Consider the following 15,507-nt stretch of genomic DNA (forward strand, 5'->3'; position numbering starts at 1 on the left):
TCTAGAGTTTGGAACACGATGGAGCATACGCAGATGTCCGACGGATCGGCAGACCTCGCGGACAAGAAGAACGCCGACCACGACGACACCAGTCGCCTGGTGGGGTCCGACCGGGTACTGGCCGTACTCAAGGAACTCGCCCGTCACCCCGACGGAGTGGGACTCGACGAGATGACCCGGGCGATCGGTGCGCCGAAGCCGACGGTGCACCGGGCGCTGGGCTCCCTGCGCCGGGCCGGGCTCGCCGACCAGGACGGCCGCGGCCGCTATCTGCTGGGCGACGAGTTCCTCCGCATGGCGTTCGCCCACCACGAGGCCCGCCCGGAACACGTACGCGTCAGTCCGTTGCTGGACACCCTGGCCACCCGGTTCGGCGAAACCGCGCACTACGCCGTACTCGACGGCCGCGAGGTGGTCTACCGGGCCAAGGTGGACCCGCCGAGCGGCGCGGTGCGGCTCACCTCCACAGTGGGGGGACGCAACCCGGCACACTGCACCGCGGTCGGCAAGCTGCTGCTCGCGTACCGGCTGCCCACTCCGGATGCGGTACGGGACTGGGTGGGCGCCGACCCGCTTCCGCGCCGGACACCGGGGACCCTGTGCACGGCCGAGGAACTGCACCAGGCGTTCGAGCTGACCCGGGAGCGCGGGTACTCCGTCGACGACCAGGAGAACGAAACGGGGGTCAACTGCGTCGCATTGCCCGTCTACGGGGCCGCGCCGGCCGTTCCCACGGGCGCGGTCAGCGTGAGCGCCGTGGCCTACCGCACCCCGCTGAGCACCCTGACGGACGCCGTCGAGGAGATCAGGGGTCTGCTCGGCGTTCTGGGAACGGCTCGCCCGTGACCCTCGCGGGCCCCGCCTCGGCGCGGACGTGCCGACCCGTTCACCCCGTCGCCTCCCCCGGCCGGTCCGGTCCGGCCGCCCTCGCCCTTTGTCTCGTCTGACCCGGCACACCGCCTCACCCTGGAGAACCGTCCCGTGTACCTCATGCGCATCGGCGCGCCCGGCGCCGAGAAGCCCGTCGCCCATATCGACACCGACACCTACGTCGATCTGTCCGACGTCGTGACCGACTTCGACGAAGCCTTCTTCGGTTCCGGCGGCATCGACCGCGTCCGTCCCATCGTGGCCAAGCGCGCCGCCGCCGGCCAGGTGTCCCGCCTGGCCGGCGAGCGGATCGGCGCACCGATCGCCCGGCCGCACCAGATCCTGTGCATCGGTCTGAACTACCGTGACCACGCGGCCGAGAGCGGTATGCCGGTACCCGACGAGCCGATCCTGTTCACCAAGTCGCCCAACACGCTGGTCGGGCCGAATGACGACGTGCGCATCCCGCGCGGCTCCACCAAACCGGACTGGGAGGTGGAGCTGGGCATCGTCATCGGCAGGCGTACCAGCTACCTCGACTCCGTCGACGAAGCCCGCGACGCGATCGCCGGCTACCTGGTCGTCAACGACGTCAGCGAGCGCGCCTTCCAGCTGGAACGGGGCGGGCAGTGGGCCAAGGGCAAGTCCGCCGAGACCTTCAACCCCGCGGGGCCCTGGCTCGCCACCACCGACGAGATCGACGACGTCCTCGCCCTGGACATGTGGCTGGACGTCAACGGCATACGCCGGCAGACGGGCAACACCAAGACGATGATCTTCGACCCGTACTTCATCGTGTATTACCTCAGCCAGTTCCTGGTCCTCGAACCGGGCGACCTGATCAACACCGGCACCCCGCCCGGCGTCGGCATGGGCTTCGACCCGCAGGTGTGGCTGCAGCCGGGCGACGTCATGGAACTGGGCATCCAGCAGCTGGGCAGCCAGCGACAGCACGTTCTCGCAGCACGGTGAACGACGCATCCATGCGCGCGTTCGTCCTGACGGGACCTGGCGCATACGAGGTTCAGGAGGTGCCGTCACCGGTGGCGGCCCCCGGCGAGGTCGTGGTCGACGTCGAACGGGTCGGCGTCTGCGGAACCGACGTCGAGTTCTTCACCGGCGAGATGGCCTACCTCCACAGCGGTCACGCCTCCTACCCTCTGCGTCCGGGCCACGAATGGTCCGGACGCGTTGCCGCGGTCGGTCGCGGCGTGGCCCGCTCCTGGATCGGACGGCGGGTCATGGGCGACACCATGCTCGGCGACGGCACCTGCAGGCGCTGCCTCAAGGGGCGCCAGCACCTGTGCGAGAAGCGCCAAGAGGTGGGCGTCCGAGGGGACCGGCCCGGTGCGCTCGCCGAACGTCTCGCCGTTCCGGTCACCTCGCTGCACGTCCTGCCCGACGGCGTCGACTCGGTCCTCGGTGCCCTGGTGGAACCCGGCGGCAACGCCCTGCGGGCCGCGCAGGCCGCCGCCCTCGGGCCCGGAACCCGCGCTCTGGTGCTCGGTCCCGGGACGATCGGCCTGCTGGTCGCGATGTTCGCCCGGACCACCGGTGCCGAGGTGCACCTGATGGGACAGACCGACGAGTCACTCGCGTTCGCCCGCGGCCTCGGCTTCGAGCACGTCTGGCGGGAGAACGAGATTCCCGCGCTGCGTTTCGACGCGGTCGTGGACGCCTCGAACGCCGTCCACCTGCCCGCCGCCGCCCTCGACCTCGTCGAGCCCGGCGGCCGGGTCGTCCTCATCGGACTGGCGGGCGAACCCAGCCGGATCGACACCCGCACCCTGGCCCTGAAGGACGTGACCGCCGTCGGAATCCTGTCCGCCTCCCCCGGCCTGGCCGCCACCATCCGGGCCTACGCCGCCGGAACCGTCGACCCGAGACCACTCGTCGCCGCCACCGTCGGCCTCGACCAGGTCGGTACCGTCCTCGCCGGACAGCGTCCGCCCGGCGCCGGACCCGGCCCGAAGATCCACGTCGATCCCCGACTGCCCTTTCCCAAGAGCGCGTCGTGACTGAACCCCCGGGCTTCCCTGCCGAGCACCACGCGACCTACATGCCGTAACAGTGGCGGCCCCAGCGGCCGTTGGCGTGGGAGGTGAACAACAATCGATTTGATCTTTTCGGCCAGAAATTGACCTAATCGCCAGCACATTAAAATCGCGTCATGACCTTCCAGCGTGCGCGCAGCGAGGAGCAACGTGACATCCGGCGTCGATCGATCCTGGACACGGCGGCGGCCATGCTGGAAGACATGCCGGTCAGCGAACTCACGCTCAACGAGCTGAGCCGCCGTGTCCAGCTGGCCAAGTCGGCCATGCTGCGCTACTTCGAGAGCCGCGAGGCGGTCCTGCTGGACCTGCTCGATGTCGCGCTGAGCCGCTGGGTGGCCGAGATCTCCACGCAACTGTCCGACAGCACCAGCCGACCGGGCTCGGCCCGCGAGCGCTGCGACCGCCTGGCCGCGCTGGTCAGCCGTTCGCTCCAGCAGCACGCCACACTGTGCGACTTGATCGCCGCTCAGTCCGGCGTACTGGAACGCAATGTGTCTGCCGAGGTTCTGCTGCGGTTCAAACAGTCCACCCACACCAGTCTCCGCAGGCTGGCCGACGCGGTCCGTCGTTACATCCCCGAACTCGACGAGGATTCCTTCAGCCTGTGCCTGACCATGCTGGTCACCGCCGGCGCGCTGTGGACACACGCCCGTCCTCCCGCCGGTACGCCCGCCCTCGTCCAAGCCGACCCTTCTCTGGCCGACCTCCACCTCGACTTCTCCGTCGACCTGGAAACCACCCTCGCCCGGCTTATCACCGGCACTCTGGCCCGGCGTGCCACCTGATCCCCATTTAATGTACCGGCGGTCCCTTGATAGTGGACCGCCGGTACACTAGTGTCGGGTCGGTAAGCATCCGGCCGCCCGTGAACCGGGAGTGAATCTTCGTGAAGCTCGGACTGCAGATCCCCAATTTCACCTGGCCCGGCGGACCCGCCACCCTGGGCGCCGACCTCGCCGCCATCGCACGCGCGGCCGACGAAGCCGGCTTCGAGTACCTGGGGGTCATGGACCACTTCTTCCAGATCCCTCCTGTCGGACCCGCCGACCACGACATGCTGGAGGCGTACACCGCGCTTGGTTTCCTTGCCGCCCACACCGAACGCGTCAAGCTGCTGACGCTGGTGACCGGCGTGCACTACCGGCAACCGGGCCTGCTCGCGAAGACGGTCACCACGCTCGACGTGCTGTCCGGCGGACGCGGCGTCCTCGGCATCGGCGCCGGCTGGTACGAGGAAGAGTCCCGCGGCCTTGGCCTGCCCTTCCCGCCCCTCAAGGACCGCTTCGAAATCCTTGAGGAAACCCTCCGGTTCGTACGGCAGATGTGGTCCGACGACGAGTCGGCGTTCGAGTCCAAGCACATCCACGCGGAACGGCTCCTCAACTCGCCGCAGCCACTGGCGAACCCGCATCCGCCCATCCTCGTAGGAGGCGAGGGCGAGAAGAAAACCCTGCGGCTCGTCGCGCAATACGCGGACGCGTGCAACCTCATGGCCAGTGATGAGCTGCCCCGCAAGCTCGACGTGCTGCGTGCGCACTGCGAGGCGGTGGGGCGCGATTTCAAGGAGATCACCGTAACCGTCACCGACGCGCTGGACGTCGGCAAGAACGGGGAGAACCTCGACGAGTTCAAGGCCCGCCTGCGCAAGTACGCCGGACTCGGAGTGGACGCCACGATCGTGGGATCGCTGGACGGCCCCGACCTCGATGTGATCAAGCTGGTCGGCGAGAAGGTCATCCCCGAAGCGGCCGCCTACTGACCACGCCGGAGTCCAGGCCGACCCGGCGGATTGTCCGACCCGTCCCACGTTCTCACCTGCGTCGACAAGTGCTTCGCCATGAGCAGGCTCGACTTGCCCGACGACGCCGGTCGGCCGGTCGAGCGGGGCCTGCTGCACACGACGCAGGACGGGAAGTTCGCCGATGACCAGGGCTCAGTGATGCCATGGGCGCGCCTGCTTCTCCGGTCCACCGCTCAACAGCGCCTGGAGCCGACGCGCAGAGGACAGTTTTCCCCCGGGAACCGCGGACGGTCCGGTCGTCCGGGGAGGGTCGCTGGTGCCGCGTACGACAAGGCGGGGGCTCACGACATGGTGCCACCGGTTCGACGCGGCCCTCCAGACGCTCCAGGAGCAGTTTCGCGGCTCCCGGATGGCCGACCGTCCGCACCACTCCACGAACCCTGGCCCGGGTCAGCGATGGCCGCTTGGTACTGCGCGGCCGGAAGGCCGGTCTCAACGGCCCGTAGCCGGTCTTCGTCGGCCGCCGCCAGCGCCACCTGAACGCCGTCGTGGCCACCACGGTGAACGTGACCGATGGCGTGGGCGGTCTGGGCACGCGCTACGACGAACGGCATCACTTCGGCCCGAAAGCGAGAACAGAGGGCGGAACCACGCAAGTGACCGCGTGGGCCGCCGTCGCCGGTCTGCTCCAGGAGTGGCACGACACGTTCCCCTCCGGCCCGATCGAACTGCGCATCGAGTTCCAGGCACCGAACGAGGTGGCCACGGGCGGGGACCGGATCCGGTTGTTGGCCTTGGTGGCCGGGAGGGCTAGGGGCAAGGCCGCTGTTTTAGGCAGTGACCTCGCGCCTAGCCCGGCACTGGGTCCGTGACCACTTGGTCGCCTGGGGCCTCGGACACCCCCGCGGTCCTCGACGCGCCACTCCTCACCTCCGACTGGAACGGGGGTTCGAGGTGTCGGTGACCGCCCTGGCCGACGACTCCGGCCTGACAGAGGTCTCGGACGAGGGCCGCGCGGAACCCCGGCTGCGGCTCGTGAGAGCGAACGACGAGACGGGCCGGGCCGGGGCCTGCACCTGGTGGAGACCCTTGCGACGGCTTGGGCGCGACCAGCCCCCACCAACCCGCCACCCGGAACTCAGGCCGACGGCAACGTCACCGTCACAGCCAGCCCCTCCCCGGGCGCTGTCCGCACCCCCACCTCGCCCCCGTGCGCCTCCACCACCCCCTGCACGATCGCCATCCCCAGCCCGCTGCCCTCCGCACTCCCCACCCGGAAGAACCGGTCGAAGATCCGCGCCGCGTCCTCCTCCGCCAGCCCCGGCCCCTCGTCGGCCACACAGACCCGCACCACCCCGTCCGACCGCTCCACCCCGAGGGTCACCCCCGCCTCGGCCGGCGTGTAGGTCCGCACGTTGGCCAGCAGATTCCCCAGCACCTGCCGCAACCCGGACTCGTCGGCCCGCACCAGCACCGCACCCTCGGCCGCCACGACCACCGGCCGCCCCGGCTGCTGCGCCCGCAGGTCCTCCGCCGCGTCCCGCACCAGCCGGCTCACGTCCACGTTCCGGAACCGGATCTCGGGCCGCTGGTCGAGCCGCGCCAGCAGCAGCAGTTCGTCCACCAGCCGCCCCATCCGGTCCACCTCGCCGTGCATCCGGTCCCAGGCCCGACGCCGCTCCCCGGGCTCGCGCAGCATCCCCTTCTCGTACAGCTGGAGATAGCCGCGGATCGCGGCGAGCGGCGTGCGCAGCTCGTGCGAGGCGTCGGCGACGAACCTGCGCAGCTGGGCCGCGCTGCGCTCGCGCGTCCGGTACGCCGTCTCCACCTGGTGCAGCATGGAGTTGAGGGCCAGCCGCAGCTGCTCGACCTCCTCGGTCGGATGCTGGCTGGACGGCACCCGCCGGGTCAGGTCGCCCTCGGCTATCGCCGACGACGTCTCCACCATGTCCTCCAGCGGCCGCAGCTGGCGCCGCACGCTGTACATGGTCAGGCAACACAGCAGCGCGAGCAACAACGCGCCGACGGCGAAGTCCAGCTTGAGCGCCTTGGCTATGCCCTCGTGCAGCAACTCGGTGGACGAGGCCAGCAGGACGTACGTGCCGTCGGCGAGCCGGGTCGCCGTCACCCGGTAGGACGCGCCGTGCAGGGTGATGCCATGCGGGCCGAGATCTGCGACGAGGGTACGCGGGTCGTGCACGGCGGTCGCCAGTTCGCGTTGCGCCTCGGTGGGCGTCACCTCCAAGACGGCGAGGGCGTTCCCCTTGGCGTCCACGAAGGCGTAGATCGAATGCGGTGTCGGGTCGGACTTGGCAGGGGCGATCTGGTCGCGGACCACGCTGAGCGCGGCCAGCGAGTCAATTCCCCGCAGGGTGAGTCCCGAACCGGCCAGCGAGGTCCGCGTCTTGAGCAGCTCGGAGTCCACCTGGTCGAGCAGGTACAGCCGCATGCCCATGATGCTCACCGTGGCCGCCACCACGATGCCGACGGCGAGGAGCCCGACGTTGGCCAGGGTCAGGCCGCCGCGCAACGAGTGGATCCCGTGCCGTTGCCGGCGCTTGGCGAGGCTCATGTCAGGCCGTATCCGACGCCGCGCCGGGTGGTGATCACCGGTGCGCCCAGGGCGTCGAGCTCGTGCCGCAGGTAGCTGATGTAGGTCTCCACGACGGTCGACTCGGACGGCGCGTGCTCGTACTGCCATACGTGCCTGAGCAGTTGCGCCTTCGGCACGATCCGGCCGCCGTTGCGCACCAGGAAGCGCAGCAGCGCGTACTCGGTCGGGGTCAGCTCGACCGTGCGGCCCGCGCGGTGCACGCAGTACGTCGTCTCGTCCAGCTCCAGGTCGCCGTAGCGCAGCGGCGGGCGCTGCTGGATGACGTCGGCCGGGCGGGTGCGGCGCAGCACGGCGCCGATCCGGGCGACGACCTCGTCGATGTTGAACGGCTTGGTGATGTAGTCGTCGCCGTAGCCGAGCGCCCCGACTATCTCGGCCGGGGCGTCCCGCGCGGTCAGGAAGAAGAGGGCCAGGTCGGGCTGTCGGACGCGCAGTTCGCGGGCCAGCGCCCGCCCGTCGCCGTCCGGCAGCATCACGTCGAGCAGGGCCGCGTCCGGCCGGGTGCGCTCGGCCAGCGCGAGGGCGTCCCGGACCGTGCCGGCCGTCATCACCTCGAACCGGTGGAAGCGCAGGGCGATGGCGAGGACGTCCGCGATGCTCGGCTCGTCCTCCACGACCAGCACGGTGCTGCCTGGAGCCGTCATGCCCCCAGTATCGGCTCCTGCATCGACAACCGTAGGCGCCACAGTATTGGAGTTCCTTGAGAATCATGCGCACCACGTGTCCCGGCGCCCGGCGCTCCGCCGATCCTGTTGCGCGGGACCTGAGGGCCCACCGATAGAACCGACGAAACCAAGGAGCTTTGAACGTGACGGCATTGGCACGGTGGTGCTATCGGCACCGGCTGGTGGTCCTGCTGCTGTGGGTGGGGGCACTGTTCGGCGTGGTCTTCTCGGCCTCCTCGGCGGGCACGAACTACGCGAACGACTTCTCCCTCCCGAACACGGACTCCAAGACCGCGTACGACCTGATGCAGAAGGCCTTCCCGAACACCTCCGGTGACACGGACACGGTGGTCTGGAAGGTCACCGACGGCTCGGTGAAGGACCAGGCGGTCCGGAACCGCGTCCAGTCCGCCCTCGGCGAGATCGCGAAGCTGCCCGGCGTCGGCGCCGTCACCAGCCCCTACACCGGCACCCAAGGGGCCGCGCAGATCAGCGAGGACGGCACGATCGCCTACGCCCAGCTGACCTTCACCAAGCAGGCAAACGCAATCCCCACGGACCAGGTCCAGAAGGTCCTCGACACCGCCAAGGACGCCGAACGCAGCGGACTCCAGGTCGAGTTGGGCGGCCAGGCCATCCAGCGCGTCCAGGCGCCGCCACAGGGCCTGTCCGAGCTGATCGGCATCGTCGCCGCGGCCGTCGTCCTCTTCCTGGCGTTCGGCTCGTTCTTCGCGATGATCCTGCCGATCGCGATCGCCGTCTTCGGCGTCGGCATGGGCCTGTTCTCCACCCAGCTGCTCAGCCACACCACCGACATCCCGGACGTCGCCCCGCTGCTCGCCTCTCTGGTCGGCCTCGGCGTCGGCATCGACTACGCCCTGTTCATCGTCACCCGGCACCGGCGCGGCATCCTGCGCGGCATGGACCCGGAGGAGTCGGCGGTCACCGCCCTCAACACCTCCGGCCGGGCGGTGCTGTTCGCTGGCGGCACCGTCTGCATCGCGCTCGCCGGCATGCTGGCCACCCGGCTGCGCTTCCTGGACGGCGTGGTCATCGGCACGTCCTTGACGGTCGTGCTCAGCGTCCTGGCGGCCACCACCCTCCTGCCTGCCCTGCTCGGCTTCCTCGGCCCGCGCGTCCTCAGCCGCCGCCAGCGCCGCCGGCTCGCTGCCGAGGGCCCCGAGGCGGAGAAGGGGAGCGGCCCGGCGGCCCGCTGGTCGGCGTACGTGCAGAAGCGCCCGCGCGTGATCGCCGCACTGGCCCTGGTCGTCATGGCCGTCCTCGCCGTCCCCCTACTCTCCCTCCGCCTCGGCACCACCGACCAGGGCAACGACGACGCGTCCACGACCACCAGGAAGGCCTACGACCTGCTCGCCGAGGGCTTCGGCCCCGGCTTCAACGGCCCCCTCCAGGTGGTCAGCGCCGGCGGCGACACCGCGAAGCTGGTGCAGGGCCTGGAGTCGGCCCGGGGGGTCGCGCGGGTGGCCGAACTGCCGCCCGTGCGGGGCGTGACAGTCATCCAGGTCGTGCCCACCACCTCCCCCCAGTCCAAGGAGACGGACGAGCTGATCGACACCCTGCGCGACCGCGTCATACCGAGAGCGGGCGTGCAGGCGCACGTCGGCGGGGTGACGGCAATCTCCAAGGACTTCGCGTCCGTCACCGGCGACCGCCTGCCCCTCTTCATCGCGACGATCATCGGCCTGGGCTTCCTGCTCCTCCTGATCGCCTTCCGCTCCCTGGTCGTCCCCCTGACGGCCGCCCTGATGAACCTGATCGCGGCGGCCGCCTCCTTCGGCGTCCTCGTCGCGGTCTTCCAGTGGGGCTGGGGCCTGAGTCTGCTCGGCCTCGGCAAGGCGGGTCCGATCAGCGCGTTCCTCCCGGTCATCATGCTCTCGCTGCTCTTCGGGCTCTCCATGGACTACCAGGTGTTCCTGGTGAGCCGGATGCACGAGGAGTGGGTGCGCACGAAGGACAACGCGCGGGCCGTGCGGGTCGGCCTCGCGGAGACCAGCCGCGTCATCAACTCCGCGGCCCTGATCATGGTCTGCGTCTTCCTGTCCTTCGTCCTCAGCGGCAACTCCAGCGCGGCGATGGCGAGCGTGGGCCTGGCGGGAGCAGTCGCACTCGATGCCTTCATCCTCCGTACGGCCCTGGTCCCGGCGGCGATGCACCTGCTGGGCAGCTCCAACTGGTGGCTGCCGACGTGGCTGGACAAGCGGCTCCCGCACCTGGCGGTGGAGCCGGCGGAGGAAGCCCTGAACCCGACCGAACCCACCGGAGGAGCCACGGCGATCCAAGGCTTCGTCCTCACGCCGAACGGTGATCCGGTGGAGGACGCTGCGGTGACACTGATGGCCGAGGGCGGGCGTCAGCTGGACCGCACGACGACCCTGGCGAACGGTTCGTACACCGTGTCGGTCCCGTCCCCTGGTTCCTATCTGCTGGCGGTGACCTCACCGTCGTACGGCTCGAAGACCCGGCATGTGACGGTGACGGAGGGGACGCTGGTGTACGACGTCGAGCTGGCGGAGGGGGAGGTGGACGTCGTCAATTAGTCCTCGACTGACCGGCGCTGAGGATCTCGTCGATGGCGAGGCTGACCTTGGCGCCGATGGAGTGGGTCAGGGTGACGATCTCGTCGGGGGCAGTACAGACAGTCGTTTTCGTACTTGTCCCCCGGCGGGTCGGTCAGCACGTGGGGCCGTTGGCGCTTTCGGTCGACGATCACGTAAACCGGGATCTCGGCGCGCGTATGCCTTGACCTTGGCAGGAAGGTCGGCCTGCCACTGCTGCCGGTACGGGTGACGGCGTACTTGGTGTTGGCGATGTGTCTGTTCTCAGGGCAAATGTATGAGGAGGCAGCACGGCTGCTGGTGGATAGGCTGGGACGGTCGCGCCGGTGGCGGGGTTCGTGGGAAGTACCCGCCACCTCGGCGATCTCCCGGGTGCGCGCCCAGCTCGGCCCGGAGCCGCTGCGGGCGCTGTTCGCGCGAGTGTGCCGGCTGGTGACGAGTGTGGACACGGTCGGCGGCTGGTGGCAGTGGACGGCACCACGCTGGACGCCGCGGACACCGAGGACAACAACGTGGTTCTTCGGACGGCTGGGGTCCGGGGCGAAGCGAAGAGCGCGTTCCCGCAGGGTCGGCTCGTAGACCGCCCCAACGAAGCGAAATCCCCAGGCCGCGGCTTAAAACAGCGGCATCGGCATCGGGGCCAGGTGCCCGATCACCCGACCGCCGGCCTGCGACCTCGACCGAACGGTTGACGATGGAGTACTGCGGCTGCTCGGTCCGGAGCCGGGCGTGGTCGCGCCGCCCGCGACTCTCCCCCGGTTCTCCCCTTCGCTCACCCGACCGGACGATCTTCCCAACAGGGAACATGGAGTGCCCCAATGCGCGGATCCCGGCAGGTTGCAAAGCGGTCATGATGCCGCGGGACTCGTCCAGGCCAGTGCTTCGGTCGTAGCGGTCCAGCTAGAACCTCGACGAGCTCAAGACCCGCCTGCGGAAGTAGGCCGAACTCGGGGTGCACGCCACGACCGTGGGCTCGTTGGACGGCCCAGACCTTGATGTGATCAAACTGGTCGGCGAGGAGGTCATCCCCGAAGCGCTCCCCCACGTCGGCGGGGGCTTCACCGAGAGCCGTCTCGACTCGCCAGGCGACGCCGGTGCGGCTGGTCGAGCGGGGCTGGCTGCGCACGATGCGGAACGGGGAGTTTCCACCGCGCTATGAGATGTGCGGAGCACCGGCCATGCGGTCCGGAAGCAGCCGTAACAGGAGCGATCCCGAGGTCGCACTTCCGACCGACTGTCCTCCCCGCAGCGGAACAAGCGAAGTTCAGGACAGTCCGGTCGTCCGGGGAGGGGTGCTGGTGCCGCGTACGACAAGGCGGGGGCTCACGACATGGTGCACCGGTTCGACGCGGCCCTCCAGACGCTCCAGGAGCAGTTTCGCGGCCGTCGCACCGGTGAGCCGGTCCGACTGGTCGACGGTGGTGAGGGACACGCGGCCGATGGTCGAGGTGTAGATGTTGTCGTACCCGACGACGGTGAGGTCCTCGGGTACCTTCACACCTCGCTCCTCCGCCGCCCGCAGCACGCCGAGGGCGGCGATGTCGGCTCCGGCGAAGATCGCGGTGGGCGGCTGCGGCCGGGACAGGGCCTCGACCGCTGCTTCGTAGCCTCCCTGCTCCGTGTAGCCGGTGACGAGCACGTCCGGCTCCAGTCCGTGCTGTCGCATCGCCTCGGCATAGCCGTCGCGCCTCGCGGTGTGCGACAGGACATGGGGGCGCCTGAGCCCGCCGGAGGGCTGGCTGGTGTGCAGGACGCGGGTGTGCCCCAGCGCCACCAGGTGGTCGACCATGAGACGCGCGCCCTGGTGATCGTCGTCGACAACCGTGTCGAAGGCCTCGCCGCCGCCGTGCAGGGCGACGATGACCGTCGGGATTCCCGCGCCGAGTTCCTCTAGCCGTTCGACGTCCACCAGGGGAGCGATGAGGATCAGGCCGTCGACCTGCCGGTCGAGCAGCGCCTCGGTGCTGCGCTGCTGCCGCTCGGGAGTGGCACCGGCATCGACGAGGATCGCCTGCCAGGGCGTGTCATCCAGCGTGCGTGAGACGCTCTGGGACAGCTGCTGTGGGAAAGGCGACGTCAGTTCGGGCAGGGACACACCGATCGTGTAGGAGCGTCCACGCATCGCCCGCGCGGCGGCGTGCGGACGGTAGCCAAGGGACGAGATGGCCGCGGTGACCCGCGCTCGCATCTGTGGGCTGACACCGTACGCGCCACGAATGACCTTCGAGACCGCGGAGTAGGAGACACCTGCCTCGCGGGCCACGTCCTGGATCGTGACGCGCCGTGCGTCCTGCCCTGTGAGCGCGTTGAGGATACGGCGTGGTGAGTGGTCGTCCGGTTTCCCATGGGGTCCGCCGACGACGGGCTCTGTCGTTCGGCCGCCCAGCCGACGGCCGGAGGAGTCGACCTCCCGCCCGTTCTCGCCGCTCGCCTCCTGTCCTGGCGACCGAGGCGTCTGGAAGACCAGGCGTACGAACTGGTCGAGCGCCCGCAGCACATCGACGTCCCGGTCGAGCCGCCACTGCAGGGCCAGGCCGTCCTGCACCGCGAGCCAGAGTGCCGCCGCCTCCTCGGGGTCGACGCCCGGGCGCAGCGTCCCCGCGTCGAGCCGCTCCCGGAAGTTGGCGGCGAGGAGCTCGCGCACGCGTTGGTGGCGTCGCAGGAAGTACTCGCGGGCGGGGTGGCCGGCTCGCCCCGCCGCCGCGATGAGTTCGTTGCGCAGCAGGACCAGTTCGGGGGATCCATGACGCTCGTGGATCCCCCGTCCCAGGAAACGAAGCAGTGCGTCCGGTCCGGAGTACGGGTCGGTCAGCTCGGGGGCACCCTGCACCTCCGTCGCGGTGTCCTGTTCCGCGAGGATCGCCGTGAGGATCTCGTCCTTGCCACGGAAGTGGTGCAGCAGGCCGGCATGGGTCATGCCAGCTCGCTCGGCGATGTCACGCAGAGAAGCACCGTCGAAGCCGCGTTCGGTGAAGCTTTCGAGCGCGGCCTTCAGTATCGCGGCGCGCGTGGCGCCACGACGGCCGGCAGAACTCTTCCGCGACGTGCCGCTCATGCCCTGGACTTCCCTTTCGCCGGCGGGGCGTCGGCCTCAGGCTAGCCGACGCCTTGCCCGCAACCATTCTTACCACGTGGTTAGTCAATTGAGCCACGGTCGGCCGTTCAGCACGTGCATCCGGGGCCGCACGCCGATCCCACCGCACGGCGGAACTTTGTCTGGAGCTTCAATATCTCCAGGTCAGAGCGGCAAGGCCGCCATCTTTGCGAAACCATTACCTTCCCGGGGACTTGACGCGGGTGAGGCCGGTTCTTACCGTCCTCGTCCGTAGATCGTTGCACGACTCCTCTCCGTACAGGTCATGCAGCGACGCATCCGGCGCCGGGACGCGCCTGGTCCTCCACTCCTAGGAGCAGTCATGCAGCGCAAGCAACAACGGGCCTTCATCGCGCTCGGCCTTCCTCTCGCGACGGGGTCGCTCGTCCTCACCGGCTGCACCGGCGGCTCCTCCACGACCGGCACCGGGTCGTCCTCGGGTGGGGGCAAGGGGACGCTCACCCTGGTGGAGACCGCGGACATCCAGGGCTGGGACCCTGCCAACCAGCCCAGCTACCAGAACTGGACGGCACCCGCGGTCTTCGACAGCCTCTTGCGCTGCGACGAGCACAACAACCCGTCGCCGGCCGTGGCCCAGACCTGGAAGGTGAACAAGGAGAGCACCGGGATCACCCTGCACCTGAAGTCCGGGCTGAAGTTCTCCGACGGCACCGCGCTCGATTCGGCGGCCGTGAAGGCGTCGTTCGAGCACGTCGAGAAGAGCCCCAACTCCAGCCGCTACGCCAACCTCAAGATCACGACTCCGGACTCGTCGACCGTCACGATCACCTGGCCCGACCAGCAGCCCCTGATCGTCCGGAAGATCTGCGACGCCTGGCTCGCCAGCCCGAAGTGGCTGGCCGGCGGCAAGCTCAACGGCACGCCCGTCGGATCCGGACCCTACGTCCTGGACTCCTCGGCCACCACCCGCGGCTCGGTCTACACCTTCACCAGGAACCCGTCGTACCGGAACCCCAAGGCCTTCCCGTACCAGAAACTCGTCGTCAAGATCATGACCAGTGAGACGGCGGCCGTGAACGCGCTCAAGACCGGGCAGGTCGACGGCACCCTCATCACCCAGGCGTCGTACAACGAGGCGAAGACGTCCGGACTGGGCATCGCGACGATGTCGGGGAACACCACACGGCTGCTCATCACCGACCATCTGGGCAAGAAGGTTCCCGCCCTCGGGAAACTCGACGTCCGGCGCGCGATCAACATGGTCTTCGACAAGGAGGCGATGGCGAACAAGCTGTACCAGGGCCACGCCACGCCGGCGTCGCAGATCTTCCGGCCGGGCACCTCGGCCTACATCAAGGGCCTGAAGGACCCCTACCCCTACAACGTCGCCGAGGCCAAGAAGCTCATGGCCAGGGCAGGCTACGCCAACGGCTTCACGGTCCAGATCCCCTACATGCAAGGGGTGGGGCTGGACGCGCTGCTGCCGTACGTCACCCAGCAGCTCAAGCTCATCGGCATCACGGTCAAGCAGGTCACGCTCTCCGGCCCCAACGCGATCTCGGAACTCCTGAGCGGGAAGTACCCGATGCCGCTCTGGCAGTTGGGGAACTACGGCGATCCACTCCAGGACATCCAGGACTACGCCCTGCAGGACGGCATCTGGAACGTGGAGCACCAGAAGGACACGAAGATCGCCGAGTTGTGGACGCAGATCCTGGACGGCGACAAGGAGCAGCGGATCCAGGCCGAGCAGGCCGTCAACCGCTACATCACCGACCAGGCCTGGTTCGCACCCATGGTCTACCCGCAGAACTTCTACGCCTACAGCAAGCGCGTCAGGATCCCCGAGATCACGGACTTCTCGCAGCTGAACCCGCAGCTCTGGGACTTCAAGTAGCCGCCGCCCCGCCCTTTGAGTGATCGGACTCA

12 protein-coding genes are annotated in these 15,507 nt (G+C 69.2%); 9 read left to right on the top strand and 3 right to left on the bottom strand.

Features of this window, described 5'->3' with window-relative positions:
• Nucleotides 1–18: 18 nt before the first annotated feature.
• The 6 genes from ACIQVL_RS44700 to ACIQVL_RS44725 all read left to right on the top strand — a co-directional run bounded on the left by ACIQVL_RS44700 (nt 19) and on the right by ACIQVL_RS44725 (nt 5,540).
• Nucleotides 19–846, top strand: a complete 828-nt coding sequence (locus tag ACIQVL_RS44700) for an IclR family transcriptional regulator (RefSeq protein WP_403478378.1) — start codon at nt 19–21, stop codon at nt 844–846.
• Between the two features lie 135 nt (nt 847–981).
• Nucleotides 982–1,842 (top strand): fumarylacetoacetate hydrolase family protein, encoded by an 861-nt coding sequence (locus ACIQVL_RS44705; RefSeq protein WP_403478379.1) that lies wholly within the window; start codon nt 982–984, stop codon nt 1,840–1,842.
• 11 nt (nt 1,843–1,853) lie between these two features.
• On the top strand, nt 1,854–2,888 hold the full coding sequence (locus ACIQVL_RS44710; protein ID WP_403478380.1) for a zinc-binding dehydrogenase: 1,035 nt from the start codon (nt 1,854–1,856) through the stop codon (nt 2,886–2,888).
• 152 nt (nt 2,889–3,040) lie between these two features.
• On the top strand, nt 3,041–3,712 hold the full coding sequence (locus tag ACIQVL_RS44715; protein WP_403478381.1) for a TetR family transcriptional regulator: 672 nt from the start codon (nt 3,041–3,043) through the stop codon (nt 3,710–3,712).
• A 101-nt stretch (nt 3,713–3,813) separates the two neighbouring features.
• Nucleotides 3,814–4,686 carry an LLM class F420-dependent oxidoreductase gene (locus ACIQVL_RS44720; RefSeq protein ID WP_403478382.1) on the top strand — a complete coding sequence of 291 codons (873 nt, stop codon included), beginning with the start codon at nt 3,814–3,816 and terminating at the stop codon, nt 4,684–4,686.
• A 530-nt stretch (nt 4,687–5,216) separates the two neighbouring features.
• On the top strand, nt 5,217–5,540 hold the full coding sequence (locus ACIQVL_RS44725; protein WP_403478383.1) for a hypothetical protein: 324 nt from the start codon (nt 5,217–5,219) through the stop codon (nt 5,538–5,540).
• Between the two features lie 266 nt (nt 5,541–5,806).
• Here the strand turns inward: ACIQVL_RS44725 and ACIQVL_RS44730 are convergent, their stop codons facing one another.
• Both ACIQVL_RS44730 and ACIQVL_RS44735 read right to left on the bottom strand, forming a co-directional pair.
• Complete coding sequence (locus ACIQVL_RS44730; protein ID WP_403478384.1) at nt 5,807–7,240, bottom strand: ATP-binding protein; 1,434 nt, start codon at nt 7,238–7,240, stop codon at nt 5,807–5,809.
• The gene (locus tag ACIQVL_RS44735; protein ID WP_403478385.1) at nt 7,237–7,926 is read right to left on the bottom strand and encodes a response regulator transcription factor; all 690 of its coding nucleotides are present in this window, start codon (nt 7,924–7,926) and stop codon (nt 7,237–7,239) included. The genes ACIQVL_RS44730 and ACIQVL_RS44735 overlap by 4 nt, the downstream gene beginning before the upstream one ends.
• A 173-nt stretch (nt 7,927–8,099) precedes the next feature.
• Here ACIQVL_RS44735 and ACIQVL_RS44740 point away from each other — a divergent pair, with 173 nt between their 5' ends.
• The gene (locus ACIQVL_RS44740) at nt 8,100–10,505 is read left to right on the top strand and encodes an MMPL family transporter (protein WP_403478404.1); all 2,406 of its coding nucleotides are present in this window, start codon (nt 8,100–8,102) and stop codon (nt 10,503–10,505) included.
• A 291-nt stretch (nt 10,506–10,796) separates the two neighbouring features.
• A complete protein-coding gene (locus tag ACIQVL_RS44745; RefSeq protein ID WP_403478386.1) occupies nt 10,797–11,102 on the top strand; it encodes a transposase domain-containing protein in 306 nt (101 codons plus the stop codon).
• Nucleotides 11,103–11,787: 685 nt separating this feature from the next.
• Here ACIQVL_RS44745 and ACIQVL_RS44750 read toward each other — a convergent pair.
• Complete coding sequence (locus ACIQVL_RS44750) at nt 11,788–13,578, bottom strand: substrate-binding domain-containing protein (RefSeq protein ID WP_403478387.1); 1,791 nt, start codon at nt 13,576–13,578, stop codon at nt 11,788–11,790.
• A 361-nt stretch (nt 13,579–13,939) separates the two neighbouring features.
• On the opposite strand from ACIQVL_RS44750, the gene ACIQVL_RS44755 reads away from it, so the two are divergent.
• Nucleotides 13,940–15,475 carry an ABC transporter substrate-binding protein gene (locus ACIQVL_RS44755; protein ID WP_403478388.1) on the top strand — a complete coding sequence of 512 codons (1,536 nt, stop codon included), beginning with the start codon at nt 13,940–13,942 and terminating at the stop codon, nt 15,473–15,475.
• Nucleotides 15,476–15,507 lie beyond the last annotated feature (32 nt).

The organism is Streptomyces sp. NPDC090499, from assembly GCF_044769305.1.
GTDB lineage: Bacteria > Actinomycetota > Actinomycetes > Streptomycetales > Streptomycetaceae > Streptomyces.

Coding starts and splice junctions, on each gene's coding strand:
- ACIQVL_RS44700 (WP_403478378.1), top strand. CDS start 19: ATGGAGCATACGCAGATGTCCGACGGATCGGCAGACCTCGCGGACAAG.
- ACIQVL_RS44710 (WP_403478380.1), top strand. CDS start 1,854: ATGCGCGCGTTCGTCCTGACGGGACCTGGCGCATACGAGGTTCAGGAG.
- ACIQVL_RS44715 (WP_403478381.1), top strand. CDS start 3,041: ATGACCTTCCAGCGTGCGCGCAGCGAGGAGCAACGTGACATCCGGCGT.
- ACIQVL_RS44730 (WP_403478384.1), bottom strand. CDS start 7,240: ATGAGCCTCGCCAAGCGCCGGCAACGGCACGGGATCCACTCGTTGCGC.
- ACIQVL_RS44735 (WP_403478385.1), bottom strand. CDS start 7,926: ATGACGGCTCCAGGCAGCACCGTGCTGGTCGTGGAGGACGAGCCGAGC.
- ACIQVL_RS44745 (WP_403478386.1), top strand. CDS start 10,797: ATGTATGAGGAGGCAGCACGGCTGCTGGTGGATAGGCTGGGACGGTCG.
- ACIQVL_RS44750 (WP_403478387.1), bottom strand. CDS start 13,578: ATGAGCGGCACGTCGCGGAAGAGTTCTGCCGGCCGTCGTGGCGCCACG.
- ACIQVL_RS44755 (WP_403478388.1), top strand. CDS start 13,940: ATGCAGCGCAAGCAACAACGGGCCTTCATCGCGCTCGGCCTTCCTCTC.